Here is a 26,580-nt window from a genome sequence, read left to right on the forward strand (position 1 = left end):
GCGGCTGCGGGCGGCCGTCGACCGCGCGGCGCACCGCGTCGGGCGCGAAGGCCCCGTCGACCCCGTCGGGCCGGCCGAAGACCACCTGCTCGCCTTCCGAGACCGAGGGACGATGCGTGGGGCGCGGGCGTTCCGGGGACGGTGGGCTGGGGCTTGGCCGCCGCACTGGGCGGCGGCACGACCACGGTCATCGTGGCCGGCGCCGGCGGGGACGGAACCGGGGCCGCCTGCCCGGACGGCAGCGCACCTGGATTGACGCCCGAACCGGGGGCGGCCGAGGCGCCGGACGGCGCCGAGGGCAGCGGATCGAAGGTCAGGCTCGACCCTGCGCGGTTGGTATCGGTGCCGGTCACACCGCATCCGACCGCGACGGCGGCCGCGATCGCGAGGGCGCTCCCCGCGATCGCGTAATTGCGGACCTTTCGGCTCTGATTGGGCCTCAAGAACTCACTCCAGCCACTTGTATCACGTTCTACAACAACCACCACATTAGTCTCATGAACCCTGAAGGGGAAGTCGAAGGTTCAGATGGTGACCGAGTCGTTATGCCCGAGCGGGCCCGCCGGTCCCCGTCGACCGGGAACGGCCGCGGGCGGCCGCGGGCGGGGCAAGCGGCGCGCAAGAGGGCGGCAAGGTCCGAGCCGCACGATCAGGCGGTGGTGAACCCCTACCAGGCACCGTTGCGACAGCGGAATCCGGCCGCATTCGTCGGCGTCGTCGTGACGGCGGCGATCGCGCTCGTTCTCGTCGTCGCCGTTGCCGCGCTGGCCGCCGCCGTCGGGGTGCTCGTCCTCCTCGCCCACGCGCTCTCGGACCCGGTCGTGCACGATCGCCACGACGAGGTCTCCGTGCGTTTCCGGGCGGGCCTGTTCAGTAGGGACGCCGGTTCCGGCGAAGACGTCAGCACTGCGATGTGCCGACGGATCCTCGGGTCGTTCGACCCCGCGGACCGGCGCTATCCGCCGGTGCCCTGGCTCGACGGTGCGGTCGCCATCCGGGGCGACGACGCGACGGTCGTCGTGACGCACCCCGTCCGGACAGGTGCCGATCAGGGCGTCGCCACGACGACCGTGCGCTTCCGCTACGAGCGTGGACTCTGGCAGTACTGCGGGATCAGCTGAGCGCGTTCTCCAGGTCGGCGATCAGGTCGCCGATGTCCTCGATACCGACCGACAGGCGCACCAGGTCCTCGGGCACCTCGAGCTGCGACCCCGCGGTGGAGGCGTGGGTCATGGCCGCCGGGTGCTCGATCAGGGACTCGATGCCACCGAGCGACTCGGCGAGCGTGAAGATCTCGGTCCGCGCGCAGAACCGCTGCGCCGCTTCACGACCGCCGGCCAGGCGCACCGAGATCATGCCGCCGAAGCGCTTCATCTGCTTGGCCGCGACCGCGTGGTTCGGGTGGTTCTCCAGGCCCGGGTAGAGCACCGTCGACACCTCCGGACGGCCCGAGAGGAACTCGACGACCCGCTCGGCGTTGTCGCAGTGGCGATCCACGCGCACGCCGAGCGTCTTGATGCCGCGCAGCGCCAGGTACACGTCGAACGGGCCGGGCACCGCGCCCGCGCCGTTCTGCAGGAACGCGAAGTCGGTGTCGAGCTGTTCGTCGTTGGTGATCAGCGCGCCGCCGACGGTGTCGCTGTGGCCGCCCAGGTACTTCGTCACCGAGTGCAGCACCACATCGGCGCCGAGCGCGAGCGGCGTCTGCAGGTAGGGGCTCGCGAAGGTGTTGTCCACCACCAGCTTCGCGCCGGCATCGTGCGCGACCCCGGCGAGGGCCTCGATGTCGCCGATGTTGAGCAGCGGGTTGGTCGGCGTCTCGATCCACACCAACTTGGTGTTCGGGCGGATCGCCGCGCGCACCGCGTCGACGTCGTTGATCGGCGCGGGGGTGTGCTCGATCCCCCACTGCGAGAAGACCTTGTCGATGAGGCGGAAGGTGCCGCCGTACGCGTCGTCGGGGATGACGAGGTGATCGCCGGGGCGCAGCGCGGCGCGCAGCATGCAGTCGGTGGCCGCCATGCCGGAGGCGAAGCCGCGGCCGAAGGTCCCCTCCTCGATCGCGGCGAGGTTCGCCTCGTACGCGCGCCGGGTGGGGTTCCCGGTGCGGGCGTACTCGAAGCCGCCACGCATGCCGCCCACGCCGTCCTGGGCGAAGGTGGAGCTGGCGTAGATCGGTACGTTGACCGCGCCGGTCAGCGGATCGGGCTCGTAGCCGGCGTGGATCGCACGGGTCGAGAAGCCCTGCGCCGCATGCTTGTCGATCGCGCTCTTCTGCTCACTCATGTTCGAGGCCCTTTCTACTTGCCGTGGGAGAGGTAGTTCAGCACGTCGTGCCGAGTGATCACGCCGACGGGCTTACCGTCGTCGATCACCATGAGCGCGTCGGACTCGCGGAGCGCGGCGTTGGCCGCCGAGATCGGCTCGCCCGCACCGATGAGCGGGAAGGCCGGGCCCATGTGCTTGCTCACCGGGTCCGCCAGCTCGGCGCGGCCCTCGAAGACCGCGGAGAGGAGCTCCCGCTCGGTCACCGCACCCGCGACCTCGCCGGCCATGATCGGCGGCTCGGCGCCCACGACGGGCATCTGCGAGACGTTGTACTCGGCGAGGATCTCGATGGCGTCGCGGATGGTCTCCGACGGGTGCGTGTGCACCAGGTCGGGCAGCTCACCCTTCTTGCCGCGCAGGACGTCGCCGACGAGGGCCTCCTGCTCGTTCGGGTCGAGCGGCGCACGCAGGAAGCCGTAGCTCGACATCCACTTGTCGTTGAAGATCTTCGACAGGTAACCACGGCCACCGTCGGGCAGCAGGACGACGACGACCGCATCCGGATCCCGCTCCGCGACGCGCAGCGCCGCGACGACGGCCATGCCGCACGAGCCGCCGACGAGCAGGCCCTCCTCACGGGCGAGGCGTCGGGTCATCTCGAAGGAATCGGCGTCGGAGACGGCGATGATCTCGTCGGGGATGTCGGGGTCGTAGGCGGTGGGCCAGAAGTCCTCGCCCACGCCCTCGACGAGGTACGGGCGGCCCGTGCCGCCGGAGTAGACCGAGCCCTCGGGGTCGGCGCCGACGACCTTGACCTTGCCGCCGGACACCTCCTTGAGGTAGCGGCCGGTGCCGGTGATGGTGCCGCCGGTGCCGACGCCCGCCACGAAGTGGGTGATCTTGCCCTCGGTGTCGCGCCAGATCTCCGGGCCGGTGGTCTCGTAGTGCGACGCGGGACCGTTGGGGTTGGAGTACTGGTTCGGCTTCCACGCGCCGGGGATCTCGCGGACCAGCCGGTCGGAGACGTTGTAGTACGAATCCGGGTGCTCGGGCGCCACCGCGGTGGGGCACACCACGACCTCGGCGCCGTAGGCCTTGAGCACGTTGCGCTTGTCCTCGCTGACCTTGTCCGGGCAGACGAAGACGCACTTGTAGCCACGCTGCTGCGCGACGATCGCGAGGCCGACGCCGGTATTGCCGGAGGTCGGCTCGACGATCGTGCCGCCCGGCTTCAGTTCGCCCGAGGCCTCCGCGGCGTCGATCATCTTCACCGCGATCCGGTCCTTGCTGGACCCGCCGGGGTTGAGGTACTCGATCTTGGCCGCGACCAGGCCGGATCCGGGCTTCACCACGGAGTTGAGTCGCACCAGTGGGGTGTCGCCGATCAACTCGCTGACGTGTCCTGCGATACGCATGCCTCCATGGTCCCAGAACGGCCCGGCCCGCCTCACGGCCGGTGCCCGGGTCGGGCAGTAGATTGGCACTCATGGGGTACTCCCGAAGCCGCATGACACGCGACGCGCTGTACACCTCGGCCGCCGCCGTCAGCGGCGCCGGAGCCACCTGGGGCGCCTACGCCCTGCTCACCAAGCAGGCGCGGACCGCGCGCACCGTCATCCCGCACCGCACCGACAAGGCACCGTCGAAGGACGGGATCTACTCCCCCGGCACCGCGGTCGTCGAGCGGCCCGGGCCGCACCACGTCGCGGACGTGAGCCTCATGGTCTTCGGCGATTCCACGGCCGCAGGGCTGGGGGTCGACGATGCCGAGCACACGCCCGGCGTGCTCCTCGCGCGCGGCGTGGTGGCCGAGACGGGGCGCACGGTGCGGCTCGCGGTCAAGGCGATCGTCGGCGCGACGTCGAAGGGTCTCGCGGCACAGATCGAGGCCGCGTTCATCGCCAAGCAGATCCCGGACGTGGCGGTGATCATCGTGGGCGCGAACGACGTGACGGCGCTCAACTCGATCGAGCCGTCGGCGCGGCGCCTCGGCGCGGCGGTCGCCCAGCTGCGCGGCGCGGGCGCCGAGGTCGTCGTGGGCACGTGCCCGGACATCGGGGTGGTGCAGGCGATCCCGCAGCCCCTGCGGTCGCTGATCCGGCGGTACGGTCTGCAGCTGGCAGCGCGGCAGCGGGCGTACGTGCTAGCCGCGGGCGGCCACCCCGTCCCGTTCGCCGACACCCTGACCCCCGAGTTCCTCGAGGCCCCCGAGCGGATGTTCTCGCCGGACAACTTCCATCCGTCCGCGGCCGGCTACGAGCTCGCGGCACGCCTGCTGCTCCCCGAGGTCCTCGCGGCGCTCGGGGAATGGCACGGTCCGTTGCCGTCGCCGCCCGAGGTCTCCCCGGCCGCCGACGCGAACGGCCTGACGGCGCGCTTGACCCGGGTCCTGCACCGCGCCTGACGATCCCGCAGACGCCGAACGCCCCGCAGCCGGGCTGCGGGGCGTTCGGACTTATCACTTGCTAGTCGCTGCTGTAGAAGTAGCTCAGCAGGCGCAGGATCTCGACGTACAGCCAGACCAGGGTGACGGTCAGGCCGAGGGCCACGCCCCACGCCGCCTTCGACGGTGCGCCGGCGCGGATCAGCTGGTCCGCCTGGTCGAAGTCCAGCAGGAAGCTGAACGCCGCGACCCCGATGCACACCAGCGAGAAGATCACCGCGATCGTGGGGTTCTCCTGGAAGTTCCGCAACGGGCCGGGACCGCTGCTGAACAGGCCGATCACCGCGCTGCCCAGCGCCATCACGACCACACCGATCAACGCTGCGAACAGCATCCGGGTGAATCGCGGTGTGACCCGAATGGCACCGGTCTTGTAGACCACGAGCATGCCGACGAAGACACCGATCGTCGCGAGGACGGCCTGCGCGATGAGCGCACCACCGCTGATCTCTTGGACGGTGAACGAGAAGACGAAGGAGATCGCGCCGACGAACAGGCCCTCGAGGGCCGCGTAGGACAGGACGATGGCGGGGTTGTCCTGCTTACGACCGAAGCTGGCGATCATCACCAGGACGAGGCCACCGAGGGCGCCGACGATCGACAGCGGGGCCGCCAGGTTCGGGTTCGCGCTCGCGAGGAGGTACGAGATGACGGCCGTGACGATGAGCACGCCGAGCGTGGACGCGGTCTTGGTGACCACGTCGTCGATGGTCATGGACCGCGTTCCCGCACCCTGCTGGTACGGGGCCTGCGGCGGCTGCTGGTACTGCTGGAACTGCATGCCCTGAGCGGCGCCGGCGGCGCCCATGCCCATGTTCATGCCCTGCTGGTATCCCTGCTGCGGGTAGCCCTGCTGCGGGTAGCCCTGCTGCGGGTAGCCCGCGGGCGCACCCGCCTGGCGGGTGTCGTTCGTCAGCCCGCGGAAGATCGGGTTGCTGCTCTCGCGCACCGTGGGGTCCTTTCCCTGGTCGTGCACCTACATACCGTTCAACGAACGGGCCGATGGTTGCGTTCCCGCATTCGACCGTTCTTTACGAACAGCTTAACCAAGTTCCGGCGCTCCCGCAGGATCCTCATGCCGCGGGGCGATCCAGCAGGTCGTACAGGCGTCGACGCAGTTCGTCGCGCGGCACGACGGACTCCACCGCGGCCAGCGACTCCGCATCGTCGCTGCCCAGCACGCCGAGCACGACGTGAGCACCCCCGATGCTGCGATCCTTCCTGTTCACGGCCTCACGGAGCGCGAGCTGCAGCGTCTTCTTGGCGCCGGGCCCGAAGGGGATGTTGCCCGCGCGGAATCGCTTGCGCACGGGGCGCAGCAGGTCGAAGCCGAAGCGCTCGGACACCGCGTCCGCGACGGCCGCCAGGTCGATACCGACCCCCTTGAGGGCGACGGCGTCCTCATCGGTCAGCACGCGCCCCACATCGGCGGCGCGCACGGCGTCCACGGTGAGCCCGACCTCGACGAGCTCGCTCTGCAGATCCCCCTCGACGGTGCCGAGCACCCCGAGCAGCAGGTGCGTGGGGGTGATCCGATCGGCGCCGGCATCGCGCGCCTCCTCCTGGGCGAGCACTACAGCGACACGCGCACTCCTGGTGAACCGTTCGAACATGATGTTCCTGCTTCCCGGCTATTTGCCGTACTTCTTGTGCACCGCTTGGCGACTGACCGCGAGATGTTCCGCGATGTCCTGCCAGGACCATCCGAGGTTCCGAGCATTGGACACCTGGACCGCCTCGAGTTGATCGGCCAGCTTCCGCAGTGCGACGACGGCCCGGAGCCCCTTCGCGGGGTCCTCCGATGCCGCCGATCCGACGAGGGTGGGTGGTGAGCTCACGACCGTCAATCTACGTTGACACCATCCGGCTGTCAACGCATGTTGACAAGTTCGACGGTGCGCCGCGCGCTACTCTTTCCCGGCGCCCCCATAGCCCAATTGGCAGAGGCAGCGGACTTAAAATCCGCGCAGTGTCGGTTCGAGTCCGACTGGGGGCACGGAGTTCCGCCCAACACAGAGGTTCGGCCGCGAGTCCCGACGCGCCGCGACTTCCGTCGCCTCCACAGCCCCCTCGGCATTGAGTTCACGCAGTTCGGCTGGCCACCGCCCGCCCCTGTTACACGCGAGGTATAGATCGTTGCGTCTGACGACAAGTGACTCGCATCACATCACGAGATGCTGATAGGCATGAAGATCTCAGTGACTGTGGATGAACTGCTCCTGTGGGACGGGACGCCGATGCCTGCGGGGTACACGCCCTTCACGGTGTTGGAGGCTTTCCTCCAACATTTCGTCGATCACGGCGTCGACGCGTTCGGCTTTCCCCATACCGCACCCGTCGAGGACGATCCGCGGATGCGCGAGGTGCTGGAGCGCTGGGTCGATGCCGGACATCACCTCGGCAACCACACCCACACGCATGCGTGCCTGAACTGGGTATCGGGAAGACAATACGTCGACGACATCAAGCGCGCCGAGGATTACATCGGCGAATTCGTGGAGCAGGCTCCGCTCAAGACCTTTCGGTACGCCATGGACATGACGGGTGAGACGGAGCAGAAGCGAGGCGAGGTAGAGGATCATCTCCGGCGCCAGGGATACGTCAACGCACCCATCACCGCCTGGTTCGGCGACTTCGCGTGGATCGCGCCGTACGAGCGCGCACTATCGAACGGGGATCGGGAGACCGCAGCGATGCTGCGGCGGACGTACATCGACGCTGCCGTACATCATCTGCTCGCATCCCGGGATGCCGCCGAACGGACCCTCGGTTCCGAGCCGCCGCTGATCTGGCTGATTCACGCCACGCCGATCGCGCAGGACACCCTCGGCGATGTATTCGCCCGCTTCGTGGAGCACGGTGCGGAGTTCATCGGGCTCGCGGAGGCGATGGAACATCCGGTGAACCGCCTGATGTCTCCGGTCTCCCCCCTGTTCCGCAACCACCTCCAGCGCCTGACGGAGGCGGTGGGAGACCGGATCACACCGTACTCGGCCGAGGTCATGGGTCGGGTACTGACCGCGGTGCTGCCCGATGGGGAGGACCCCTTCGCCGTGTATGACGATATGACCCACCGCATGGCTACACGCGCGGGCGGCGACCGGACGCTGTGGTCATGGGAGTGACGGGCCGCCGGATCGTTCTGACCCGGAGGCCTTCGGCCCGTGAGGACTTCGACTGCTTCGAGGAGGTCGAGGGCCCGGTCCCGGATCCCGGCGAAGGGGAGGTGTTGATTCAGTGTTCCTCCGCCAGCGTCGATCCGTCGATGATTCCCCGATTGAGTGTGGACACGTACGCGCCGAGGTTCACAATCGGCGAGCCTGTTCAGTCGCGCCTGGTGGGGCGCATAGTCCAATCACGATGCGAGGACCGCGCGGCCGGCGACTGGGTGCTGTGCACCGGTAGTTGGCAGGAGTTCGTGGTTGCCGACGGCACGGCGACCACCCCGATCGATCCATCTCCGGGTGTACCCCCGGAGATGTGGTTGGGGGCACTCGGCGCACCCGGGCTGACCGCGTACACCGGGCTCGAATTGATGGGACTCACAGCCGGAGAGACGATCTGGGTCTCGGCCGCCGCGGGGGCAGTGGGTTCGGTCGCAGCTCAGCTCGCCAAGGCGCGAGGCGCCGCGTGTGTGATCGGCTCTGCCAGCGGTCCGGACAAGTGTCGCTACCTGCGGGAGCAGATCGGCGTCGACGTGGCGATCGACTACCGGAACGGTGACCTCGCCGATGAACTCAGGGCGCTGGCTCCCGCCGGGCTCGATGTCTACTTCGACAACGTCGGCGGGGATCACCTCGAGGCGGCGCTCGGTGCGATGCGCATCGGGGGGCGTATCGCGGCGTGCGGAATGATCTCCGGCTACGGCGCCAAGGGCCCCGCCAGTCCGCGCAACATCTCCGAGGTCATCATCAGGCGACTGCGCCTCCAAGGATTCCTCGTGACCGATCACGACGACCTGCGGGCATCCTTTGAGAACGAGGCGCGTGCGCTGCTGGCGGACGGGCGGTTAGCCGCTCCGATGACCGCGTTCTCCGGCCCGGCCGCAGCGTCGCGCGCGATGGCGGCGCTACTCGGCGGCGCAGAGAAGCTCGGCAAGGTCATGATCACCTTCGAGGAGTGACGACGGGCGAAACTGCATCAGCGGCCGCGTCCGGACCCTGCGCGCGGAAGTCCGACGGAGACAGGCCGAGGTCACTCCGGAATGCGCGGCAGAACGACGAGTGGCTCGAGAAGCCGCACATGAACGCGATGTCGCTGATCGACAATCGACGGCCGTCCTGCGAAGCCAGCAGCGTCTGAGCGAGACCGAGACGTTCGGTTCGAATCAACTCGGTGGCGGTGGTACCACTCAGTCGCAGAACCTGCTGGATACGTCGAACAGACCATCCCAGGGCACGGGCGATCGAGGTGAGGTCGAGGTCCGCGCTGCCCGCGTGCTGCCTGACGTACCCGCGGATCGCGGCATCGATCTCGCCCGTCGCGTCCCTCGCGCCCGCCTCCCCGCGGCTCGCGAGGAGCAGCAGATCGAGAACGTGGCGTGCGGCCGCATCGAACATCGCGTCCGTCAGCCCGCTCGCTTCGCTCAACAAGCCACGAGCGGCCTCGAAGCCGACTGCCCCGAGGCCGCTCCGTCGGTCGATGTGCATCAGCGGAACCGATCGAGGGACTCGGGCGGCAATCTCCGACTCCGGGATCAGGAGCGCAAGTGCGGTGCAAGGATCCGTATGCACGACGCTTATCGCAGTGTCCAGACGAACGAGCGCCATTTCGCCCGGTGAGAGACGGATGTCCCGAACACCCGATTCGATCACGGGTTCGCCGGCGAGCGGGACGACCAACTCGTACATCGAGACAGGGTCGGACTTCACCTCGGACGCACCCCGGGTGAGCCGCTCGGCCTCCCCTGACCACCGCAGGAGCCGGTACCGCTGTCCGAGGTGCCACTGGATCGTGCCGGTGTACCGCGCCGCATGCCGTGGTACATCGATCTTGAACTGTCCGTGAAGCCGCGACACCTGCTCCTGCCAGCCCTCGTCCGCGCGGACCGTCGTCGTGCTGACGAACCTCCCCGAACTGACCATGGAAGCGATGCTAGGTCCGAGATCCACGGCCTGGGGCCGGATCAGCCGCGATGACCACACCTGAGGCGGGGCGGTTCTATGCGCGGGCGGACCGGGCAGACGGAGCCGCGGTTGCGCAGCTGTGGCCCTCAGCGCGGCACGCGGTAGTGAACGAACTCCACGCCGCAGTCGAAGGTGCGGGAACCGATCCGCTCCAGTGCGGTCATCCGCCCCTGCTGCGGGAAGTAGGGAACGCCGCCGCCGACCAGCACCGGATACACCCGGACCCGGTACTCGTCGATCAGCCCCAGACGCGCCGCCTCGGCGGCAAGGCCCGCCCCGCCGACACCGATGTTCCCCGCGCCGGGCTCGGCGCGCAGTCGCGCGATCTCCACCGCCAGATCACCTTCGGCCAGACGGGTATTGGCGCCGCGCACCGCGGACAGCGTCCGCGAGAACACGACCTTGGGAAGCGCCTTCCAGAGCACGGCGAAGTCCCGCTCGTCGGCGTCGAGCGGCTGGGTCTGTGCGGCGTCGTCCCAGTACAGCATCGTCTCGTAGAGCCTGCGACCCATCAGATGCACACCCAGGCCACGCACCTCATCGGTGGCGAACCGGAAGACCTCCTCGTCGGGCTGGGACCAGTCGAACGTGCCGTCCGGCCCCACGATGTACCCGTCCGCCGACGTGCTCAGGGAATACGTCACGCTGCGCATCAGCGACTCACCACCTCGTCAGGAACATCTTCCGTCGCCTGTATTCTCCACCGTTCCGGTCCGGAAAGTGGCCCTGCGCGCGAAGATCCCTGCACGGACTACGAAGAGTGGTCGCGCGATCCTCGGGCTCGGGTACTCTGAAGGGCGTCGAAGGACATCCGGACGAGGCGCACCGTACCCGGCCAGCGAAAAGACGGTGCGAACCCGAGGAGGTTCGCATCATGGCATGGATCGTTCTGGTCGTATCCGGTGTTCTCGAGGCCGTCTGGGCCACCGCTCTCGGCAAGTCCGAGGGATTCTCCCGGCTCGCGCCGTCCATCGTGTTCGGGGTCGCTCTGGTCGCCAGCATGGGCGGACTCGCGTTCGCGATGCGGGATCTGCCGGTCGGCACCTCGTACGCCGTGTGGGTCGGCATCGGTGCCACCCTCACCGTGGTCTACGCGATGGCCACCGGCGCCGAGTCCGCGTCCCTGGTCAAGGTCGTCTGCATCATGGCCATCGTGGGCGGCGTGATCGGACTCAAGCTCGCCCACTGACGCCGCTCGGCCCGCACCGGCGCCCGCGGGGGCTCAGGCCGCGCGGGTGGCCAGGCGGTTGCCGGGATCCAGCACGCGCTCGACGGTGCCGTGGCGCGCCTCGGCGCGGCGCAGCGCGGTCTCCCACTGCTCCTGGTCGCCGAGGTCGGCGACCAGGGCGTAGACATCGCCCGACAGCACGGAGACCACGTCCCGGAAGTTCGACCCCACGGCCGTGACTCGGGTTCCGGAACCGCACAGGTCGCTCACCAAGCGGGCCGTCGCATCGGTGCCGTCCAGCACCACGACCACGCCCTCCGCAGCAACGTTCTTCATCTCCGACTCCCTTTCGCCGTACGCGATTGACGTTAGGCGACGAGACCTCCCCGTGCGCTGCCGCGAGGCTGTGAGTTCGTCAACAGTGCGTTAATTCGCGGGGTCGGCATCGGCCAGCCCCATGGCGATGCCGTCCAGGATGTCGTGCTCCGATACGACCAGTTCGGTGACGCCCACCGCAGCGAGCCGCTCGGCGAGGCGCAGTGCGACCAGCGCACCGCCGCCGATCACGTCGGCGCGGCCGGGATGCATGGGGCCCAGCGCGAGTCGCTCGGCGGCGGTCATCCGCACGAGCCGACGGCAGAGCACGCTGAGGTCGCCGAGTGGAACTCGCGCGCCGTGGATCCGGACCGGGTCGTACTCGTCGAGGCCGAGCGCGAGCGCGGCCAGTGTGGTGAAGGTGCCGGCGACGCCGATCCAGGTCCGTACGCCGTCGAGCGGGACGACGGCGGTCGCACCGTCGAGCGCGGCGTCGATGTGCCAGGTCGCCTCGGCGACCTCGGCGGGGGGCGGCGGATCGGTGTGCAGCGCACGCTCGGTGATCCGCACGCAGCCGATGTCTGCGGAAAAGGCATGCGCCACAGTGCCACCGGAACCCACGACGAGCTCCGTCGATCCGCCGCCGAGGTCCACTACGAGCACCGGATCCGCGGACGCGAGCCCCGCGGTCGCCCCGCGGTACGACAGTTCGGCCTCCTCGGTGCCGGCAATCACCTCGGCCCGCGCGCCGGGCGTGATCCGCCCCAGTGCGGCGGCGGTGAGTTCGAGGAAGGCCTCCCGGTTCGACACGTCGCGGGCGGCGGACGTCGCGACCATGCGTACCCGGGTGGCACCCAGGCCGATCGCGGTGGTCACGTACTCGTCCAGCGCGACGCGGACTCGCTCGAGTGCTTCGGCGGCGAACTCGCCCGTCGCGTCCACGCCCTGGCCGAGGCGGACGATCCGCATCTCCCGGTGCAGCTCCACGAGCCCGGCCGACTCCGCGCGCGCGACGTACAGGCGAATACTGTTGGTGCCGCAGTCGATCGCGGCGACGACACCCGGGAAGGGACCGTTCACCGACCGCCCCAGGGGAACTGCGGCTCCGGCCAATCGGCGGGAATGGCGCTGCCGCGCAGACCGGCCGCCGCGGCGAGGGCCACGGCCTCGTCGCCCAGGCGGATGACGCCGGGCCCCTCGGCGAGCGCGTACGCGATGAGGACGTGCAGGCACTTCACCCGGTCCGGCATGCCGCCGCCGGTGAAGTCGGTTCCCAGGTCCTCCAACGCGTTCCGCGATTGGAGGTAGTGCTGGTGCGCTGCGCGGTAGTTCTCGGCGATCGACTCGTCGGCGGCGAGCAGTGCTTCCATCTCGCGCATGACGCCCGCGCTCTCCTGCCGGCTCGCCTCAGCCGTGAGCCGCGGATCCGTCAGGTAGTACAGAGTCGGGAAGGGCGTACCGTCGGGCAGCCGCGGCGCGGTCTTGACGACGGCGGGCTCACCGTCGGGCGTGCGATAGGCGACGGCGAGGACGCCGCGCGGGGCGCGGCCCAACTGCTCGGCGACCCGGTCCAGATCCGCCTGGGCGACAACGGCTCCACTCATCAGTGCGGCACCGCGATCGTGCGCCAGACATTGGTGTACCAGGGGTTCTGCTTGGCCCGATCGGCCTCGACCTGTTCGGCCGAGGGCGCCGGCGCTCCGGGTACCTGCACGCGGTACGGCGTCTCTCCCGGCATCACGTACTGCAGCCGGATCCTGGCCTGCGCCTTGATGTACTCCGGATCGTCCTGCAACCGCTTCTGCTCCTCGAGCCGGGCTATGTCCGAGATCAGCTGGGCGTGCTCGGCGGCCACCTTGTCCTCACGCGCCTGCTCGGACAGGTAGGTCCGCACGGGCACCGCGAGGGTGAGCGCCAGGACGCACAGCACCAGGAACAGCACGATGGTGCGCCCCGCACTCCGTCCGTCCGAACGGCCTTCGCCGCCGGACGGGGTTCGCACGAGGCGGGACCTGCTGCTCACGGTGCTGTGCTCCTTCTGCTCTGTCGGTCGGTCAGCTGTTGAACTCGAAGCGCGGGAAGGCGGTGTCGCCGGCGTACCGCGCCGCGTCCCCCAACTCCTCCTCGATACGCAGCAACTGGTTGTACTTCGCCACCCGCTCACTGCGCGCCGGAGCACCGGTCTTGATCTGACCCGACCCGACCGCGACCGCAAGATCAGCGATCGTCGTATCCTCCGTCTCACCCGAACGATGACTCATCATCGACTTGTAACCATTGTTATGCGCCAACGCCACCGCATCCAAGGTCTCCGTCAACGTACCGATCTGATTGACCTTCACCAGCAACGCATTCGCAGCACCACGAGCAATACCGTCCTCAAGACGCTCCGGATTGGTCACGAACAGATCATCACCGACCAACTGCACCTTCTCGCCGATCGCATCAGTGAGATCAACCCACCCCTCCCAATCATCCTCCGACAACGGATCCTCGATCGAGACCAGCGGGAACTCACCGACCAGACCACGGTAGAACTCACCCATCTCCGCAGCCGTCAGCGTCCTACCCTCGAACCTGTACCCCTCCGGACCGTAGAACTCGGTAGCCGCGACATCCAACGCCAACGCCACATCCGACCCCAACGTCAGGCCGGTGGTGGCGATCGCCTCCGAGATCAACTCCAGCGCCTCCCGCGTACCGGCGACGGACGGCGCGAAACCACCCTCATCACCCAAGCCGGTGTTCAGGCCCTTCTTCTTGAGCACCGACTTCAAGGCGTGATACACCTCCGCACCCCACCGCAGCGACTCCTTGAAGGTCTCCGCCCCGATCGGCGCGACCATGAACTCCTGCACATCCACACCACTATCGGCATGCGCACCACCGTTGAGAATGTTCATCATCGGCACCGGCAGAATGTGCGCGTTCGGCCCACCCAGGTAACGGAACAACGGCAACGCCGCCGACTCCGCCGCAGCCTTCGCCGCCGCCAGCGACACACCCAGCAGCGCGTTCGCACCCAGACGGCTCTTATCCGGGGTGCCATCCAGATCCAGCAGCGTCTGATCGATGATCCGCTGCTCATCCGCCGGGATACCGATCACCTCCGGCGCGATCACCTCCAGCACACCCTCAACGGCCTTCGTCACCCCCTTACCCAGGTAACGATCACCACCATCACGCAACTCCACAGCCTCATGCTCACCGGTCGACGCACCCGACGGCACCGCCGCCCGAGCGAAACTACCGTCGGCCAACACCACCTCCACCTCCACCGTGGGATTGCCACGGGAATCGAGGATCTCGCGGGCGCCTACCTGGATGATTTCGGACACGGTCTCTCCTTGTGCACTGGCCGAGCTCGGGGGCAACTCATCGGCCAGCCTAGTGCCCGACGGTCGCGACGCGAAGCCCGGCGCGCGCGATAGTGCGATCACACCGATCGAATCCGTTCATACCGCGCGCGCCCGGCGCTACCCTGCGGGCATGAACACCGTGCCCGTCCTGGACCTGTCTCTGCTCGATACGGAACCCGAACGGTTCGACGGTGCCGTCCGTGCGGCTGCGCACGAGGTCGGCTTCTTCTACCTCACAGGCCACGGCGTCCCGCAGGAGCGGATCGACGAGGTGCTCGCGCTGGCGCGCGCGTTCTTCGATCTCCCGCAGGCCGACAAGGACGCGATCGCGATGACGAACTCGCCGCACTTCCGCGGCTACACGCGGCTCGGCGGCGAGCTCACGCGCGGGGCGGTGGACTGGCGCGAGCAGATCGACATCGGACACGAGGCCGCGGCACCGTCGGCCTCCGGCCCGGACTACCTGAACCTGATCGGCCCGAACCAGTGGCCCGCCGCGCTGCCCGCCCTGCGCCCGGCGATGGAGCGCTGGGACGCCGACCTCGCCCGCGTCTCGCGCACGCTGCTGCGGTCGTGGGCGCGCTCACTGGGCGCCGACCCGTACGTCTTCGACGCGGCCTTCGCCGTCCAGCCGGCCACACTCATCAAGATCGTGCGGTATCCGGCGGGGACGGACTCCGATCAGGGCGTCGGCGCGCACAAGGATTCGGGCGTCCTGACGCTGCTGCTCGTCGACCCCGATTCGGAAGGGCTACAGGTCCTACCGCCCGGCGCCGGCGAATGGGTCGACGTGCCGCCGCTGCCGGGCGCGATCATCGTCAACATCGGCGAGATGCTGGAGGTCGGTACGGACGGGTACCTGAACGCCACCGAGCACCGGGTGGTGAACCGCCGCACGGGCGCGGACCGGATCTCGGTGCCGTACTTCTTCAATCCCGCCGTGACGGCGCGGATGCCGCACCTTCCGCTTCCGGCGGACCTGCGGACGGGGGTCACCGTCGACCCCGACAACCCGATCTTCGACACCTACGGCGAGAACGCCTGGAAGAGCCGCCTGCGGGCGCATCCGGACGTCGCCGCGCGGTACTACCCGCAAACCGCTTCGTAACCCGACCGACGTCCCTATCATGGGGACCATGACCGGCGCAGCCCCGCTCGTCCTCGTCTACAGCTCCAACGCGCGGCATCGCGCGGAGATCACCGCCGCCCTGGGGACCCGGCCCGCACCGGACAGACCCCCGATCACCGTGCTCGAGGCGGCCACCGCGCAGGCCGTCATCGCCCGGCTCGACGAGGGCGGCGTCGCCCTGGCCGTGCTCGACGGTGAATCGTCCCCGGCGGGCGGGATGGGCCTGGCGCGACAGGTTCGCGACGAGATCGATCCGTGCCCGCCGCTGCTCGTGATCACCGCCCGCCGCGCGGACGGCTGGTTGGCACGCTGGTCCCAGGCGGACGACTGGGTGAGCCATCCCCTCGACCCGTTCGAGCTCGCGGAGGCGGCGGGCCGCCTGCTCGCGACGGCAACGCTCTGACTCGACACGCTCGCCCCAAAACCCCACCCCGATCACACGGTGGACCTATAGTTGTGATGTAGCTCACAACTTCACTCAGGGGAGCCTAACCGGTTCTGCTGACGGGGATTTCGCTGACACCGCGGAAGGAGCATCGCCGTGAACCTGTACGTGCCCATCCTCGTACTGGGGGCGATCGCGGCCGCCTTCGCCGTGTTCTCCGTGGGCGTCGCCCGCTTCGTCGGACCCCGCCGGATCAATCGCGCCAAGCTCGAGGCCTACGAGTGCGGCATCGACCCGTCCCCCGAACCCGCGTCGGGCGGTGGCCGGTTCCCGGTGAAGTTCTACCTGACGGCGATGTTGTTCATCATCTTCGACATCGAGATCGTCTTCCTCTATCCGTGGGCCGTGCATTTCGATGTGCTGGGCGTGTACGGCCTGCTCGCCATGGGCCTGTTCCTGGTGAACGTCACGGTGGCCTACGCGTACGAATGGCGGCGGGGAGGCCTGGAGTGGGGATAGAAGACAAGGTGCCGGGCGGTTTCCTGTTGTCGACGCTCGAGGTGGTCGCAGGATACGCACGCAAGGGATCGCTGTGGCCGGCCACGTTCGGCCTGGCCTGCTGCGCGATCGAGATGATGGCCACCACCGGTCCGCGGTTCGACATCGCCCGCTTCGGCATGGAGGCCTTCCGCGCCTCGCCGCGGCAGGCGGACCTGATGATCGTCGCGGGCCGCGTCAGCCAGAAGATGGCGCCGGTGCTGCGGCAGGTGTACGACCAGATGGCGGAGCCGAAATGGGTGCTGGCCATGGGGGTCTGCGCCAGTTCGGGCGGGATGTTCAACAACTACGCGGTGGTGCAGGGCGTCGATCACGTGGTGCCGGTGGACATCTACCTCCCCGGCTGCCCGCCGCGGCCCGAGATGCTGCTGGGCGCCCTGCTCGCCCTCCATGAGAAGGTCGCCGAGACCCCGATGGGCGTGAACCGCGAGGCGGCCCGCAGGGCCGCGGAGGAAGCCGCGATGGCCGCACGCCCCACGATCGAGCTCAAGGGCCTGCTGCGATGACCGACTCCCCCGAGAGCCGGGAGCCCGGCGGCGTCGTGGAGCCCGTGGCGGCCGAGCAGGACGTGGTGCGCACGCGCTCCGGCATGTTCAGCGGCGGTACGGGCGACACCTCGGGGTACGGCCGGATCACGCGACCCGTCGCCATGCCCGGGCCCGGCGAGGAGCCACTGCCCGAGGGCTACGACGGGGTGCTCGCGGGGCTGCGTACCGCACTGACGGAGACCGACGGTGCGCCGGACCTCGCGGAGGCGGTCAGCGCGGTGATCGTGTACCGGGGCGAGGTCACGCTGCGCGTGCCGCGCGAGAGCGTCGTGACGGTGGCACGGCTCCTGCGCGACCGGCCGGATCTGCGGTTCGAGATGTGCCTCGGCACCTCGGGCGTGCACTTCCCGGAGGACACGGGCGCCGAGCTGCGCGCCGTGACGCACCTGCAGTCGATCACGCACGGTCGCCGGCTGCGACTCGAAACCTCCTGTCCCGATTCCGATCCACACGTTCCGTCGCTCTTCGCGGTGTACCCCACCACGGACTGGCACGAGCGCGAGACCTTCGACTTCTTCGGCATCGTCTTCGACGGGCACCCGTCGCTGACCAGGATCGAAATGCCGGACGACTGGGAGGGCCACCCGCAGCGCAAGGACTACCCGTTGGGCGGCATCGGCGTTCAGTTCCACGGCGCCGAGGTCGCGGCGCCCGACACCCGGAGGTCGTACTCGTGACCACCGACCAGAGCGAGTTCACCGCGATGGGTTCCGACTGGGACGACATCGCCGCCGAGGCGATCGGCCAGGAACGGATCGTCGTCAACATGGGCCCCCAGCACCCTTCCACGCACGGCGTCCTGCGGCTCATCCTCGAACTCGACGGCGAGACGGTGACCGAGGCGCGCTGCGGGATCGGGTTCCTGCACACCGGTATCGAGAAGAACCTCGAGTTCCGCACCTGGACCCAGGGCACCACCTTCGTCACCCGCATGGACTACCTGGCGCCGCTGTTCAACGAGACCGCGTACTGCCTCGCCGTCGAGAAGCTGCTCGGAGTCACCGAGCAGATCCCCGAGCGCGCCAGCGTGATCCGCGTGATGCTGATGGAGCTCAACCGGATCACCAGCCACCTCGTGGCGTTGGCCACGGGCGGCATGGAGCTGGGCGCGGTCTCCCCCATGCTCAAGGGATTCGAGATCCGCGAGCAGATCCTCGATGTCTTCGAGACCGTGACCGGGCTGCGGATGAACCACGCCTACGTCCGGCCCGGCGGCGTCGCGGCCGACCTCCCGGACGAGGCCGTTCCGCAGATCCGGAACCTGCTGAAGTCGCTGCCGAAGCAGCTCGCCGCGATGTCGTCGATGCTCACCGAGAACCCGATCTGGATCGCGCGCACCAAGAACATCGGCTATCTCGACCTGACGGGGTGCATGGCGCTCGGCGTCACCGGACCGGTGCTGCGCTCCACCGGCCTGCCGCACGATCTCCGTCGCACCGAGCCCTACTGCGGCTACGAGGACTACGAGTTCGACGTGATCACCGATACCGGCTGCGATTGCTACGGCCGCTACCTGATCCGGGTCCTGGAGATGACCGAGTCGCTGCGCATCGTCGAGCAGTGCCTCGACAGGCTCGCTCCCGGCCCGGTCATGATCGACGACGCCGGGCTCGGCTGGCCGGCGGACCTCGCGGTCGGGCCGGATGGACTGGGCAACTCGCGGGCCCACATCGCGGAGATCATGGGTGAGTCCATGGAATCGCTGATCCACCACTTCAAGCTTGTCACCGAGGGCTTCGCCGTTCCGCCGGGGCAGGTCGCGGTGTCGGTGGAGGCGCCGCGCGGCGAGCTGCTGGTGCACGCGGTGAGCGACGGCGGCACCCGCCCGTACCGGGTGCACTTCCGCGATCCGTCGTTCACGAACCTGCAGGCAGTGGCGGCGATGTGCGAGGGCGGCATGGTCTCGGACGTGATCGCGGCCGTGGCCAGCATCGATCCCGTGATGGGAGGTGTCGACCGATGAGCGACCCCGTCTTCCTCGAATTCGGTGCGCGGCCGCAGGAGTCGGTGCAGCTGTACCGGCCCGGCGCGCCCACCGAGTACCCGGCCGACGTGCTCGAGCGGCTGACCGCCGACGCGTCCGAGTTGGTCGCGCGCTACCCCGAGTCCCGCTCGGCCCTGCTGCCGCTGCTGCACCTCGTGCAGTCCGAGGACGGGTACGTCACCCCGGCGGGCATCGAGTTCTGCGCCCGCACACTGGGACTGACCGCTGCGGAGGTGGTCTCGGTGGCCACCTTCTACTCGATGTACCGCCGCGGACCCACGGGCGAGTACCTCGTGGGCGTGTGCACCACCACGCTGTGCGCGGTGCTCGGGGGCGATGCGATCCTCGCCGCGCTCTGCGACCATCTGGGCATCCCACCCGGTGGTACCACCGACGACGGCGCCGTCACCGTCGAGCGGATCGAGTGCAACGCGGCCTGCGACTATGCGCCCGTGGTGATGGTCAATTGGGAGTTCTTCGACGACCAGACGACTGCGAGCGCCCGCGAGCTGGTCGATGCGCTGCGGGCGGGCCGGGCACCGTCGCCCACCCGCGGCGCTCCCCTGGGCACCTTCCGCGAGACCGCCCGGCTGCTGGCGGGTTTCGACGACACCCGACCGGGCGCGGTCTCGGCGTCCGGTGCCGGCGGCGCCCCGACGATGGCCGGCCTGCGGGCAGCGCGCGAGGCCGAGGGAGGTGCGCCGTCATGACCGCGCAGCTGACCCCCGTCCTCTCCGCGCACTGGGGCGACCCGGAACCGTGGACCCTCGACGCCTACCGCGCGGCGGGCGGATACTCCGGTCTGGAACGCGCGCTGGCCATGACGCCCGACGAGGTCATCGAGGTGGTGAAGGAGTCCGGCCTGCGAGGCCGCGGCGGCGCGGGTTTCCCGACGGGCCTGAAGTGGAGCTTCATCCCGCAGCTGCGCGAGGGCGAACCCCCGAAGCCCGGCGCCGACAAGCCGCACTACCTCGTCGTGAACGCCGACGAGTCGGAGCCCGGAACCTGCAAGGACATGCCGCTCATGTTCGCGACGCCGCACACCCTGGTGGAGGGCGTGATCATCGCGTCCTACGCCATCCGCGCGCGGCGGGCGTTCATCTACGTGCGCGGTGAGGTGCTCGCCGTTCAGCGACGCCTGCGCGCCGCGGTCGCCGAGGCGTACGCCGCCGGCTATCTGGGAACCCCCATCGGGCCCAGCGGGTTCAGCCTCGATCTGGTGGTGCACGGCGGCGCCGGCGCATACATCTGCGGCGAGGAGACGGCGCTGCTCGACTCGCTGGAGGGCCGACGCGGCCAGCCGCGCCTGCGTCCGCCCTTCCCCGCCGTCGCCGGCCTGTACGCCTCGCCGACCTGCGTCAACAACGTCGAGTCCATCGCGAGTGTTCCGGCGATCCTGGCGAACGGGGCGGCGTGGTTCCGCACGATGGGCAGCGAGAAGTCGCCCGGCTTCACGCTGTACTCGGTGTCGGGCCACGTGGTCCGGCCCGGCCAGTACGAGGCGGCGCTGGGCGTGACTCTGCGGGAGATGCTCGAGCTGGCGGGCGGAGTGCGTCCCGGACACGAGTTGAAGTTCTGGACGCCCGGAGGTTCGTCGACCCCGCTGCTGACGGCCGAGCACCTCGACGTGCCCCTCGACTACGAGGGCGTCGCCGGCGTCGGCTCGATGCTCGGCACGAAGGCGCTGCAGGTCTTCGACGACACCGTGTGCGTGGTGCGGGCCGTACTGCGCTGGCTCGAGTTCTACGCACACGAGTCGTGCGGCAAGTGCACGCCGTGTCGCGAGGGAACCTACTGGCTCGTTCGCCTGCTGCGCCGGCTCGAGGAGGGCGAGGGCCGCACGGAGGACCTGGACACGCTCGCCGATGTGGCGGACGGCGTGCTCGGCAAGGCCTTCTGCGCGCTCGGCGACGGCGCCGCGAGCCCGATCATGTCCTCGCTCACCCACTTCCGCGACGAGTACGAGCGGCACGTCGCGGAGGGCGGGTGCCCCTTCGACCCCGCGGCATCGATGCGTGAGGCGCCCGTTCCGGGAGGTGCGCTATGACGGAGACGGTCCGGGCGAGCATCGACGGCGTCGAGATCGAGGTCCCCGCGGGGACGCTCGTGATCCGCGCCGCAGAACAGCTGGGCATCGCGATCCCCCGGTTCTGCGACCATCCCCTGCTCGCCCCCGCGGGGGCGTGCCGCCAGTGCCTGGTCGACGTGGAGGGCCAGCGCAAGCCGCTCGCGTCCTGCACGACGACGGTGACCGACGGCATGGTGGTGCGCACCCAGGCCACGTCGACGGTGGCGGCGGGCGCCCAGCGCAGCGTGATGGAACTGCTGCTGGTCAATCACCCGCTCGATTGCCCGGTGTGCGACAAGGGCGGCGAATGCCCGCTGCAGAACCAGGCCATGTCCGCCGGTCGGGCCGTCTCCCGCTTCCCGGCCGCCGATAAGCGCACCTACCCCAAGCCGATCCCCCTGTCCGCGGAGATCGTGCTCGACCGGGAGCGGTGCGTGCTGTGCGCGCGCTGTACCCGGTTCTCCGAGGAGGTCGCGGGCGACGAGTTCATCGAGCTCATGGATCGCGGTGCCCTGCAACAGGTCGGCGTCGCCGGCGATCAGCCGCTCGACTCGTACTTCTCCGGCAACACGGTGCAGATCTGCCCCGTGGGTGCGCTCACCAACACCACGTACCGGTTCCGCGCCCGGCCCTTCGACCTGACCTCCACGCCGTCGGCCTGCGAGCACTGCGCCAGCGGATGCGGCCTGCGCACCGACCACCGCCGAGGTGAGGTGCTGCGCCGGCTGGCCGGAGACGACCCCGAGGTCAACGAGGAGTGGAACTGCGACAAGGGTCGCTGGGCCTTCGCCTACGCGACCCGGCCGGACCGACTGACCACGCCGCTCGTCCGCGGTGCCGACGGTGCGCTGGCCCCCGCCTCGTGGCCCGAGGCGATCGCGGCGGCGGCGAAGGGGCTGGCCGGCCGCGCCGCGGGCGTCCTGGCCGGCGGCCGCGGCACCGTCGAGGACCTGTACGCGTACTCCGCCTTCGCGCGGATCGCGCTGCACACGAACGACATCGACTTCCGGATCCGGCCGCACAGCGCGGAGGAGGCGGCCTTCCTCGCCTCGGGCACCGCGGGTGGCGTGACCTACGCCGACCTCGAACGTGCGCCGGTGGTACTGCTCGCGGGCTTCGAGCCCGAGGAGGAGTCGCCGATCGTGCACCTGCGGCTGCGCAAGTCGGTGCGGGCCGGGGGTACCCGGGTGTTGTCGGTCGCTCCCTTCACCTCCCGCGGGCTGGCCCGGCTGAACGGCGAACTGATCACCTGCGCGCCCGGCGGGGAGCCCGCCGCCCTCACCGATCCGTCCCTGGCGGAGCGGCTCCGCGGCGACGGCACGGTCATCCTCGTGGGCGAGCGGCTCGTCGAGTCGCCCGGCGCGCTCGCCGCGGCCGCCGCCCTCGCGGAGACCACCGGCGCCCACCTGGCATGGATCCCCCGCCGCGCCGGCGAGCCCGGGGCCGTGGCAGCGGGAGCCCTCGCGGGGATGCTTCCCGGCGGTCGCCTCGCGACCAACCAGGCGCACCGGACCGAGCTCGAGACCTTCTGGGGCGGTCCACTTCCCGAGGGGCCGGGACGCGACACGGCCGGGATCCTCGCGGCCGCCGCCGCCGGCGACGTCCCCGCACTGGTGTGCGGCGCCGTCGACCTCGCCGACCTCCCCGACCCCGACGCGGCGCGCCGCGCCCTCGACGCCGCCTTCGTCGTGAGTCTCGAACAGCGCGAATCGGAGGTCACCGCCCGCGCCGACGTGGTGCTCCCGGTGGCGACGGTGACCCAGCGCTCCGGCACCTTCCAGAACTGGGAGGGACGGCTGCGCCCCTTCGGTGCCGCGCTTCCCGCACCGAGCGCGCTCCCCGACGCCCGCGTGCTCGCGGTCCTCGCGCGGTCCCTGCGCGCCGACCTCGGCTTCACGGATGTCGACGGTGCCGCCGCCGCCCTCCGCGCGCTGGGCACCGTCCGGCCGCCCCGACGTCCCGTGCCCGCCAAGGCCGCCACCGTCGACACCCCCCGACCGGGTGAGGCACTGCTGGCTTCGTGGCGGCAGCTGCTCGACCTGGGGCGCGGGCAGGACGGCGAGCCGGACCTCGCGGCCACGGCGCGGCGCCCGGTGGCGCGGCTGTCGGCGGACACCGCCCGCGAGATCCAGGTGGCCGACGGTTCCCTCGTCGTCGTCTCCACCGCACACGGCACGATCACGCTTCCGCTGGCGATCACGGAGATGCCCGACCGGGTGGTGTGGATACCGCGGAACTCGCCGAACAGCACGGTGTTCGAGACGCTCCGAGTCCCGCCGGGATCCGTCGTGTCGATCAATCAGTGGGGGTACCCGCGATGACCGGCATCCTCGCACTCGGGCCGCACGACCCCGTCGACCTGTCCGCCTTCGGTCGTGACCCGTGGTGGATGGTCCTGGCGAAAGCCGTGGCGGTGTTCGCCTTCCTCGTCCTGACGGTGCTCGCCGCGATCCTCATCGAGCGCAAGGTGATGGCGCGGATGCAGCATCGGTACGGACCGAACCGGGTGGGCCCCTTCGGCGTCCTGCAGTCCCTGGCCGACGGCATCAAGCTGGCGCTCAAGGAGGGCATCACCCCCGCCGGGGTGGACAAGCCGGTGTACCTGCTGGCGCCGATCATCGCGACCATCCCCGCGTTCATGGCGTTCGCGGTGATTCCGTTCGGCCCCGAGGTCTCGGTCTTCGGTACGCGGACGCCGTTGCAGCTCACCGACCTTCCGGTGGCGGTGCTCTACATCCTCGCGATCACCAGTATCGGCGTGTACGGCATCGTGCTGGCGGGCTGGTCGTCCGGCTCGACCTACCCGCTGCTCGGCGGCCTGCGCTCCACGGCCCAGGTGATCAGCTACGAGGTGGCGATGGGCCTGAGCTTCGCCGCGGTGTTCCTGTACGCCGGCACCATGGCCACCTCCGGGATCGTCGCCGCACAGAACGGCACCTGGTACGTCTTCCTGCTGCTGCCCTCGTTCGCCGTGTACGTGGTCTCGATGGTCGGCGAGACCAACCGCGCGCCGTTCGACCTCCCCGAGGCGGAGGGCGAGCTCGTCGGCGGCTTCCACACCGAGTACAGCTCGCTGAAGTTCGCCATGTTCATGCTCGCCGAGTACGTGAACATGACCACGGTGTCGGCGCTGGCGACCACCCTGTTCCTCGGCGGCTGGCATGCGCCGTGGCCGCTGAACATGTGGGCGGGCGCGAACTCCGGCTGGTGGCCGGTGCTCTGGTTCGTGGGCAAGGTGTGGTGCTTCATGTTCGGCTTCATCTGGCTGCGCACCACGCTCCCGCGCCTGCGCTACGACCAGTTCATGCGGTTCGGCTGGCAGTTGCTCATCCCCACCGCGCTCGTGTGGGTGCTCGTCGCCGGCGCGATCCAGGCGTGGGCGCTGGCGGGCCACGACGCGTCGGTGCTCGCCCCCGTGGTCTCGCTGGCCTTCACCCTCGTCGTGATCGCCGTGCTGATGGTGCGGCACCGTCGTCAGAAGGAACCGGAGCCCGGCATCGATCGGGCCTTGATCTCCCTGCCCTTCGACCCGATGGCCGGCGGCTTCCCCGTGCCGCCGATGCCCGGCCAGTACCTGCCCGAACCCGCCCGACGAGCCCTGCCGAGCGAGGCCGACGCGAAGGAGGCGTCCCATGGCTGATCCCCTCGGACTCGCCGGGTTCGGCGTGACCCTGCGCACGATGTTCAGCAAGCCGGTCACCGAGAGCTACCCGGAGCAGAAGGCGCCCGTGGCCGGCCGGTACCACGGACGACACCAGCTCAACCGGTACGCCGACGGACTGGAGAAGTGCATCGGCTGCGAGCTGTGTGCCTGGAGCTGCCCCGCCGACGCGATCTACGTCGAGGGCGCCGACAACACCGAGGAGGAGCGCTACTCCCCCGGTGAACGGTACGGCCGTACCTATCAGATCAACTATCTGCGGTGCATCGGCTGCGGCCTGTGCGTCGAGGCGTGCCCCACCCGCGCGCTGACCATGACCGACGACTACGAGATGGCCGATCGCGACCGCGGCGCGCTGATCTACGACAAGGACGACCTGCTCGCCCCGCTGCACGAGGGCGAGCAGCCGCCGCCGCACGCGATGCGCGAGGGCCTCACCGCCGCCGACTACTACCGGGGCGAGGTGGACGAGTGACCGGAGAGGAATGCGCCTTCTGGATCGTGGCCGTGCCCGCCGTACTGTTCGCGCTGGGCGTCGTCCTCGCGTCCAAGGCCGTCTACTCGGCTCTGTGCCTGGCCGCCACCATGATCCTGCTCGCGGTGGCGTACATCGCGCAGGGCGCCCTGTTCCTCGGCGTCGTGCAGATCGTGGTCTACACCGGCGCGGTGATGATGCTGTTCCTGTTCGTGGTGATGCTCGTGGGCGTGGACTCCTCCGACTCACTCGTGGAGACCCTGCGCGGGCATCGTGTGGCGGCCGCCGTCGCCGGGCTCGGCTTCGGCATCCTGCTCGTCAGCCTCGTCGCCCGCGCGGTACTGCCCGCCCCGGACCCCGGCCGCGCGGGGTCGCCGTACCCGCCGAACTCCGTCGAGGCCCTCGCCGACACCGTCTTCGTGCGCTTCCTGTGGGCCTTCGAGCTCACCGCCGCACTGCTCATCACCGCGACGCTCGGCGCGATGATCCTGGCCCACCGCGAGAAGCTCTCCACGGCGCTCTCCCAGCGCGAGCAGTCGATCCGCCGATTCCGCGAGGGCCGCCGCGCCACCCCGCTGCCGAATCCCGGGGTGTACGCGCTCGGCAACGCCGTCGACCTCCCGGCCCTGCTGCCCGACGGTACGCCCGCCCCCGACTCCGTCAACCACACCCTCGTCGCGCGGTCCCCCGAGCAGCGGCGGGCCCTGCCGGGGCGCACGAACACGCTGGACGACGAGACACCGTCGACCCTGCGGGACGACGTCCGGGCCCCGGACGAGAGCGAGGTGTCGCCGTGAATCCGCACCTGTACCTGTATCTCGCGGCACTGCTGTTCGCGATCGGCTCGGCCGGGGTGCTGCTGCGCCGCAACGCCATCGTCGTGTTCATGTGCGTCGAGCTGATACTCAACGCCGCCAACCTCGCGCTCGTCACGGCCGGCCGGATCCACGCCGTGCCGCAGGGACAGGTGCTGGCCTTCTTCACCATGGTCGTGGCCGCCGCGGAGGTGGTCGTGGGGCTGGCGATCATCATCGCGATCTTCCGGGTCCGACGGTCCGTGTCCGTCGACGAGCCGCACCTGCTGAGGCGGTGA

The 26,580-nt window shown here is 69.8% G+C and carries 31 protein-coding genes, 1 tRNA gene and 1 riboswitch; of the genes, 20 read left to right on the forward strand and 12 right to left on the reverse strand.

The window, feature by feature from the left end; translation table 11 throughout:
- Positions 1-153 precede the first annotated feature (153 nt).
- Complete coding sequence (locus HF999_RS02825; protein WP_168544432.1) at positions 154-411, forward strand: hypothetical protein; 258 nt, start codon at positions 154-156, stop codon at positions 409-411.
- A gap of 245 nt (positions 412-656) precedes the next feature.
- Positions 657-1,121, forward strand: a complete 465-nt coding sequence (locus HF999_RS02830; RefSeq protein ID WP_168544433.1) for a hypothetical protein — start codon at positions 657-659, stop codon at positions 1,119-1,121.
- Here the strand turns inward: HF999_RS02830 and HF999_RS02835 are convergent.
- Positions 1,114-2,286 carry a cystathionine gamma-synthase gene (locus HF999_RS02835; RefSeq protein WP_168544434.1) on the reverse strand — a complete coding sequence of 391 codons (1,173 nt, stop codon included), beginning with the start codon at positions 2,284-2,286 and terminating at the stop codon, positions 1,114-1,116. The genes HF999_RS02830 and HF999_RS02835 overlap by 8 nt on opposite strands.
- A 14-nt stretch (positions 2,287-2,300) precedes the next feature.
- A complete protein-coding gene (locus tag HF999_RS02840) occupies positions 2,301-3,683 on the reverse strand; it encodes a cystathionine beta-synthase (protein ID WP_168544435.1) in 1,383 nt (460 codons plus the stop codon).
- A gap of 71 nt (positions 3,684-3,754) precedes the next feature.
- Between HF999_RS02840 and HF999_RS02845 the strand changes: the two genes are divergently transcribed.
- Positions 3,755-4,672 carry an SGNH/GDSL hydrolase family protein gene (locus tag HF999_RS02845; RefSeq protein WP_168544436.1) on the forward strand — a complete coding sequence of 306 codons (918 nt, stop codon included), beginning with the start codon at positions 3,755-3,757 and terminating at the stop codon, positions 4,670-4,672.
- Positions 4,673-4,733: 61 nt separating this feature from the next.
- On the opposite strand, the gene HF999_RS02850 is transcribed toward HF999_RS02845, so the two are convergent.
- The 3 genes from HF999_RS02850 to HF999_RS02860 form a co-directional block, all read right to left on the reverse strand.
- The gene (locus tag HF999_RS02850; protein WP_168544628.1) at positions 4,734-5,660 is read right to left on the reverse strand and encodes a Bax inhibitor-1/YccA family protein; all 927 of its coding nucleotides are present in this window, start codon (positions 5,658-5,660) and stop codon (positions 4,734-4,736) included.
- A gap of 124 nt (positions 5,661-5,784) precedes the next feature.
- Positions 5,785-6,324: a Clp protease N-terminal domain-containing protein gene (locus HF999_RS02855; protein WP_168544437.1), complete on the reverse strand. Its 540-nt coding sequence runs from the start codon at positions 6,322-6,324 to the stop codon at positions 5,785-5,787.
- Positions 6,325-6,342: 18 nt separating this feature from the next.
- The gene (locus HF999_RS02860) at positions 6,343-6,549 is read right to left on the reverse strand and encodes an RNA polymerase subunit sigma-70 (RefSeq protein ID WP_168544438.1); all 207 of its coding nucleotides are present in this window, start codon (positions 6,547-6,549) and stop codon (positions 6,343-6,345) included.
- Positions 6,550-6,633: 84 nt separating this feature from the next.
- On the opposite strand from HF999_RS02860, the gene HF999_RS02865 reads away from it, so the two are divergent.
- The 3 genes from HF999_RS02865 (at position 6,634) to HF999_RS02875 (ending at position 8,834) form a co-directional block, all read left to right on the forward strand.
- Positions 6,634-6,707, forward strand: a tRNA-Leu gene (locus HF999_RS02865).
- A gap of 178 nt (positions 6,708-6,885) precedes the next feature.
- Positions 6,886-7,836 carry a polysaccharide deacetylase family protein gene (locus HF999_RS02870; RefSeq protein ID WP_246207142.1) on the forward strand — a complete coding sequence of 317 codons (951 nt, stop codon included), beginning with the start codon at positions 6,886-6,888 and terminating at the stop codon, positions 7,834-7,836.
- A complete protein-coding gene (locus tag HF999_RS02875; RefSeq protein ID WP_168544439.1) occupies positions 7,833-8,834 on the forward strand; it encodes an MDR family NADP-dependent oxidoreductase in 1,002 nt (333 codons plus the stop codon). Before HF999_RS02870 ends, HF999_RS02875 begins: the two co-directional genes overlap by 4 nt.
- Here HF999_RS02875 and HF999_RS02880 read toward each other — a convergent pair.
- Together HF999_RS02880 and HF999_RS02885 are read right to left on the reverse strand one after the other, a co-directional pair.
- Positions 8,818-9,795, reverse strand: coding sequence for an AraC family transcriptional regulator (locus tag HF999_RS02880; protein WP_168544440.1), 978 nt, complete (start codon positions 9,793-9,795; stop codon positions 8,818-8,820). The two genes, HF999_RS02875 and HF999_RS02880, sit on opposite strands and share 17 nt — an antisense overlap.
- Positions 9,796-9,923: 128 nt before the next feature.
- Positions 9,924-10,490, reverse strand: coding sequence for a dihydrofolate reductase family protein (locus tag HF999_RS02885; RefSeq protein ID WP_168544441.1), 567 nt, complete (start codon positions 10,488-10,490; stop codon positions 9,924-9,926).
- Between the two features lie 141 nt (positions 10,491-10,631).
- A riboswitch (guanidine-III (ykkC-III) riboswitch) is annotated at positions 10,632-10,693 on the forward strand.
- An 18-nt stretch (positions 10,694-10,711) separates the two neighbouring features.
- Between HF999_RS02885 and HF999_RS02890 the strand changes: the two genes are divergently transcribed.
- A complete protein-coding gene (locus tag HF999_RS02890; RefSeq protein WP_168544442.1) occupies positions 10,712-11,026 on the forward strand; it encodes a DMT family transporter in 315 nt (104 codons plus the stop codon).
- 33 nt (positions 11,027-11,059) lie between these two features.
- Here the strand turns inward: HF999_RS02890 and HF999_RS02895 are convergent, their stop codons facing one another.
- From HF999_RS02895 to eno, 5 genes are all read right to left on the reverse strand, one after another.
- Positions 11,060-11,341 carry a hypothetical protein gene (locus HF999_RS02895; RefSeq protein WP_168544443.1) on the reverse strand — a complete coding sequence of 94 codons (282 nt, stop codon included), beginning with the start codon at positions 11,339-11,341 and terminating at the stop codon, positions 11,060-11,062.
- A gap of 90 nt (positions 11,342-11,431) precedes the next feature.
- On the reverse strand, positions 11,432-12,400 hold the full coding sequence (locus tag HF999_RS02900) for a Ppx/GppA phosphatase family protein (RefSeq protein WP_168544444.1): 969 nt from the start codon (positions 12,398-12,400) through the stop codon (positions 11,432-11,434).
- Positions 12,397-12,924, reverse strand: coding sequence for a DUF501 domain-containing protein (locus HF999_RS02905; RefSeq protein ID WP_168544445.1), 528 nt, complete (start codon positions 12,922-12,924; stop codon positions 12,397-12,399). The genes HF999_RS02900 and HF999_RS02905 overlap by 4 nt, the downstream gene beginning before the upstream one ends.
- Complete coding sequence (locus HF999_RS02910) at positions 12,924-13,343, reverse strand: FtsB family cell division protein (protein ID WP_168544446.1); 420 nt, start codon at positions 13,341-13,343, stop codon at positions 12,924-12,926. Before HF999_RS02910 ends, HF999_RS02905 begins: the two co-directional genes overlap by 1 nt.
- A gap of 31 nt (positions 13,344-13,374) precedes the next feature.
- Positions 13,375-14,658, reverse strand: a complete 1,284-nt coding sequence (gene eno / locus HF999_RS02915) for a phosphopyruvate hydratase (protein ID WP_168544447.1) — start codon at positions 14,656-14,658, stop codon at positions 13,375-13,377.
- Between the two features lie 151 nt (positions 14,659-14,809).
- On the opposite strand from eno, the gene HF999_RS02920 reads away from it, so the two are divergent.
- From HF999_RS02920 to nuoK, 13 genes are all read left to right on the forward strand, one after another.
- Complete coding sequence (locus tag HF999_RS02920) at positions 14,810-15,787, forward strand: isopenicillin N synthase family dioxygenase (RefSeq protein WP_168544448.1); 978 nt, start codon at positions 14,810-14,812, stop codon at positions 15,785-15,787.
- A 28-nt stretch (positions 15,788-15,815) separates the two neighbouring features.
- On the forward strand, positions 15,816-16,211 hold the full coding sequence (locus HF999_RS02925) for a DNA-binding transcriptional response regulator (protein ID WP_168544449.1): 396 nt from the start codon (positions 15,816-15,818) through the stop codon (positions 16,209-16,211).
- Positions 16,212-16,349: 138 nt separating this feature from the next.
- Complete coding sequence (locus HF999_RS02930; RefSeq protein ID WP_168544450.1) at positions 16,350-16,712, forward strand: NADH-quinone oxidoreductase subunit A; 363 nt, start codon at positions 16,350-16,352, stop codon at positions 16,710-16,712.
- Positions 16,682-17,257, forward strand: a complete 576-nt coding sequence (locus HF999_RS02935; protein ID WP_210733415.1) for a NuoB/complex I 20 kDa subunit family protein — start codon at positions 16,682-16,684, stop codon at positions 17,255-17,257. The genes HF999_RS02930 and HF999_RS02935 overlap by 31 nt, the downstream gene beginning before the upstream one ends.
- On the forward strand, positions 17,254-17,976 hold the full coding sequence (locus tag HF999_RS02940; protein WP_168544452.1) for an NADH-quinone oxidoreductase subunit C: 723 nt from the start codon (positions 17,254-17,256) through the stop codon (positions 17,974-17,976). Before HF999_RS02935 ends, HF999_RS02940 begins: the two co-directional genes overlap by 4 nt.
- A gap of 26 nt (positions 17,977-18,002) precedes the next feature.
- On the forward strand, positions 18,003-19,262 hold the full coding sequence (locus HF999_RS02945; protein WP_168544630.1) for an NADH-quinone oxidoreductase subunit D: 1,260 nt from the start codon (positions 18,003-18,005) through the stop codon (positions 19,260-19,262).
- Positions 19,259-19,993, forward strand: coding sequence for an NADH-quinone oxidoreductase subunit NuoE (gene nuoE, locus HF999_RS02950; RefSeq protein WP_168544453.1), 735 nt, complete (start codon positions 19,259-19,261; stop codon positions 19,991-19,993). Before HF999_RS02945 ends, nuoE begins: the two co-directional genes overlap by 4 nt.
- The gene (nuoF, locus tag HF999_RS02955) at positions 19,990-21,330 is read left to right on the forward strand and encodes an NADH-quinone oxidoreductase subunit NuoF (protein ID WP_168544454.1); all 1,341 of its coding nucleotides are present in this window, start codon (positions 19,990-19,992) and stop codon (positions 21,328-21,330) included. Before nuoE ends, nuoF begins: the two co-directional genes overlap by 4 nt.
- The gene (locus tag HF999_RS02960; protein ID WP_168544455.1) at positions 21,327-23,672 is read left to right on the forward strand and encodes an NADH-quinone oxidoreductase subunit G; all 2,346 of its coding nucleotides are present in this window, start codon (positions 21,327-21,329) and stop codon (positions 23,670-23,672) included. The genes nuoF and HF999_RS02960 overlap by 4 nt, the downstream gene beginning before the upstream one ends.
- The gene (gene nuoH / locus HF999_RS02965; RefSeq protein WP_168544456.1) at positions 23,669-24,991 is read left to right on the forward strand and encodes an NADH-quinone oxidoreductase subunit NuoH; all 1,323 of its coding nucleotides are present in this window, start codon (positions 23,669-23,671) and stop codon (positions 24,989-24,991) included. The genes HF999_RS02960 and nuoH overlap by 4 nt, the downstream gene beginning before the upstream one ends.
- On the forward strand, positions 24,984-25,487 hold the full coding sequence (nuoI, locus tag HF999_RS02970) for an NADH-quinone oxidoreductase subunit NuoI (protein ID WP_168544457.1): 504 nt from the start codon (positions 24,984-24,986) through the stop codon (positions 25,485-25,487). Before nuoH ends, nuoI begins: the two co-directional genes overlap by 8 nt.
- Entirely contained in the window at positions 25,484-26,284 is an 801-nt protein-coding gene (locus HF999_RS02975; RefSeq protein ID WP_168544458.1) for an NADH-quinone oxidoreductase subunit J, read from the forward strand. The genes nuoI and HF999_RS02975 overlap by 4 nt, the downstream gene beginning before the upstream one ends.
- On the forward strand, positions 26,281-26,580 hold the full coding sequence (gene nuoK / locus HF999_RS02980) for an NADH-quinone oxidoreductase subunit NuoK (RefSeq protein ID WP_168544459.1): 300 nt from the start codon (positions 26,281-26,283) through the stop codon (positions 26,578-26,580). The genes HF999_RS02975 and nuoK overlap by 4 nt, the downstream gene beginning before the upstream one ends.

The organism is Tsukamurella spumae, assembly GCF_012396015.1.
GTDB classification, from domain to species: Bacteria; Actinomycetota; Actinomycetes; order Mycobacteriales; family Mycobacteriaceae; genus Tsukamurella; species Tsukamurella spumae.

Bases quoted from the DNA above. Each gene is read 5' to 3' on its own strand.
- HF999_RS02890 (WP_168544442.1), top strand. From the start codon at position 10,712: ATGGCATGGATCGTTCTGGTCGTATCCGGTGTTCTCGAGGCCGTCTGG.
- HF999_RS02835 (WP_168544434.1), bottom strand. From the start codon at position 2,286: ATGAGTGAGCAGAAGAGCGCGATCGACAAGCATGCGGCGCAGGGCTTC.
- HF999_RS02895 (WP_168544443.1), bottom strand. From the start codon at position 11,341: ATGAAGAACGTTGCTGCGGAGGGCGTGGTCGTGGTGCTGGACGGCACC.
- HF999_RS02945 (WP_168544630.1), top strand. From the start codon at position 18,003: ATGGGTTCCGACTGGGACGACATCGCCGCCGAGGCGATCGGCCAGGAA.
- HF999_RS02920 (WP_168544448.1), top strand. From the start codon at position 14,810: ATGAACACCGTGCCCGTCCTGGACCTGTCTCTGCTCGATACGGAACCC.
- HF999_RS02880 (WP_168544440.1), bottom strand. From the start codon at position 9,795: ATGGTCAGTTCGGGGAGGTTCGTCAGCACGACGACGGTCCGCGCGGAC.
- HF999_RS02845 (WP_168544436.1), top strand. From the start codon at position 3,755: ATGGGGTACTCCCGAAGCCGCATGACACGCGACGCGCTGTACACCTCG.
- HF999_RS02905 (WP_168544445.1), bottom strand. From the start codon at position 12,924: ATGAGTGGAGCCGTTGTCGCCCAGGCGGATCTGGACCGGGTCGCCGAG.
- HF999_RS02935 (WP_210733415.1), top strand. From the start codon at position 16,682: ATGGCGGCGGGGAGGCCTGGAGTGGGGATAGAAGACAAGGTGCCGGGC.
- nuoE (WP_168544453.1), top strand. From the start codon at position 19,259: ATGAGCGACCCCGTCTTCCTCGAATTCGGTGCGCGGCCGCAGGAGTCG.
- HF999_RS02855 (WP_168544437.1), bottom strand. From the start codon at position 6,324: ATGTTCGAACGGTTCACCAGGAGTGCGCGTGTCGCTGTAGTGCTCGCC.
- nuoH (WP_168544456.1), top strand. From the start codon at position 23,669: ATGACCGGCATCCTCGCACTCGGGCCGCACGACCCCGTCGACCTGTCC.
- nuoF (WP_168544454.1), top strand. From the start codon at position 19,990: ATGACCGCGCAGCTGACCCCCGTCCTCTCCGCGCACTGGGGCGACCCG.
- HF999_RS02925 (WP_168544449.1), top strand. From the start codon at position 15,816: ATGACCGGCGCAGCCCCGCTCGTCCTCGTCTACAGCTCCAACGCGCGG.
- HF999_RS02840 (WP_168544435.1), bottom strand. From the start codon at position 3,683: ATGCGTATCGCAGGACACGTCAGCGAGTTGATCGGCGACACCCCACTG.
- HF999_RS02885 (WP_168544441.1), bottom strand. From the start codon at position 10,490: ATGCGCAGCGTGACGTATTCCCTGAGCACGTCGGCGGACGGGTACATC.
- HF999_RS02940 (WP_168544452.1), top strand. From the start codon at position 17,254: ATGACCGACTCCCCCGAGAGCCGGGAGCCCGGCGGCGTCGTGGAGCCC.
- nuoI (WP_168544457.1), top strand. From the start codon at position 24,984: ATGGCTGATCCCCTCGGACTCGCCGGGTTCGGCGTGACCCTGCGCACG.
- HF999_RS02960 (WP_168544455.1), top strand. From the start codon at position 21,327: ATGACGGAGACGGTCCGGGCGAGCATCGACGGCGTCGAGATCGAGGTC.
- HF999_RS02870 (WP_246207142.1), top strand. From the start codon at position 6,886: ATGCTGATAGGCATGAAGATCTCAGTGACTGTGGATGAACTGCTCCTG.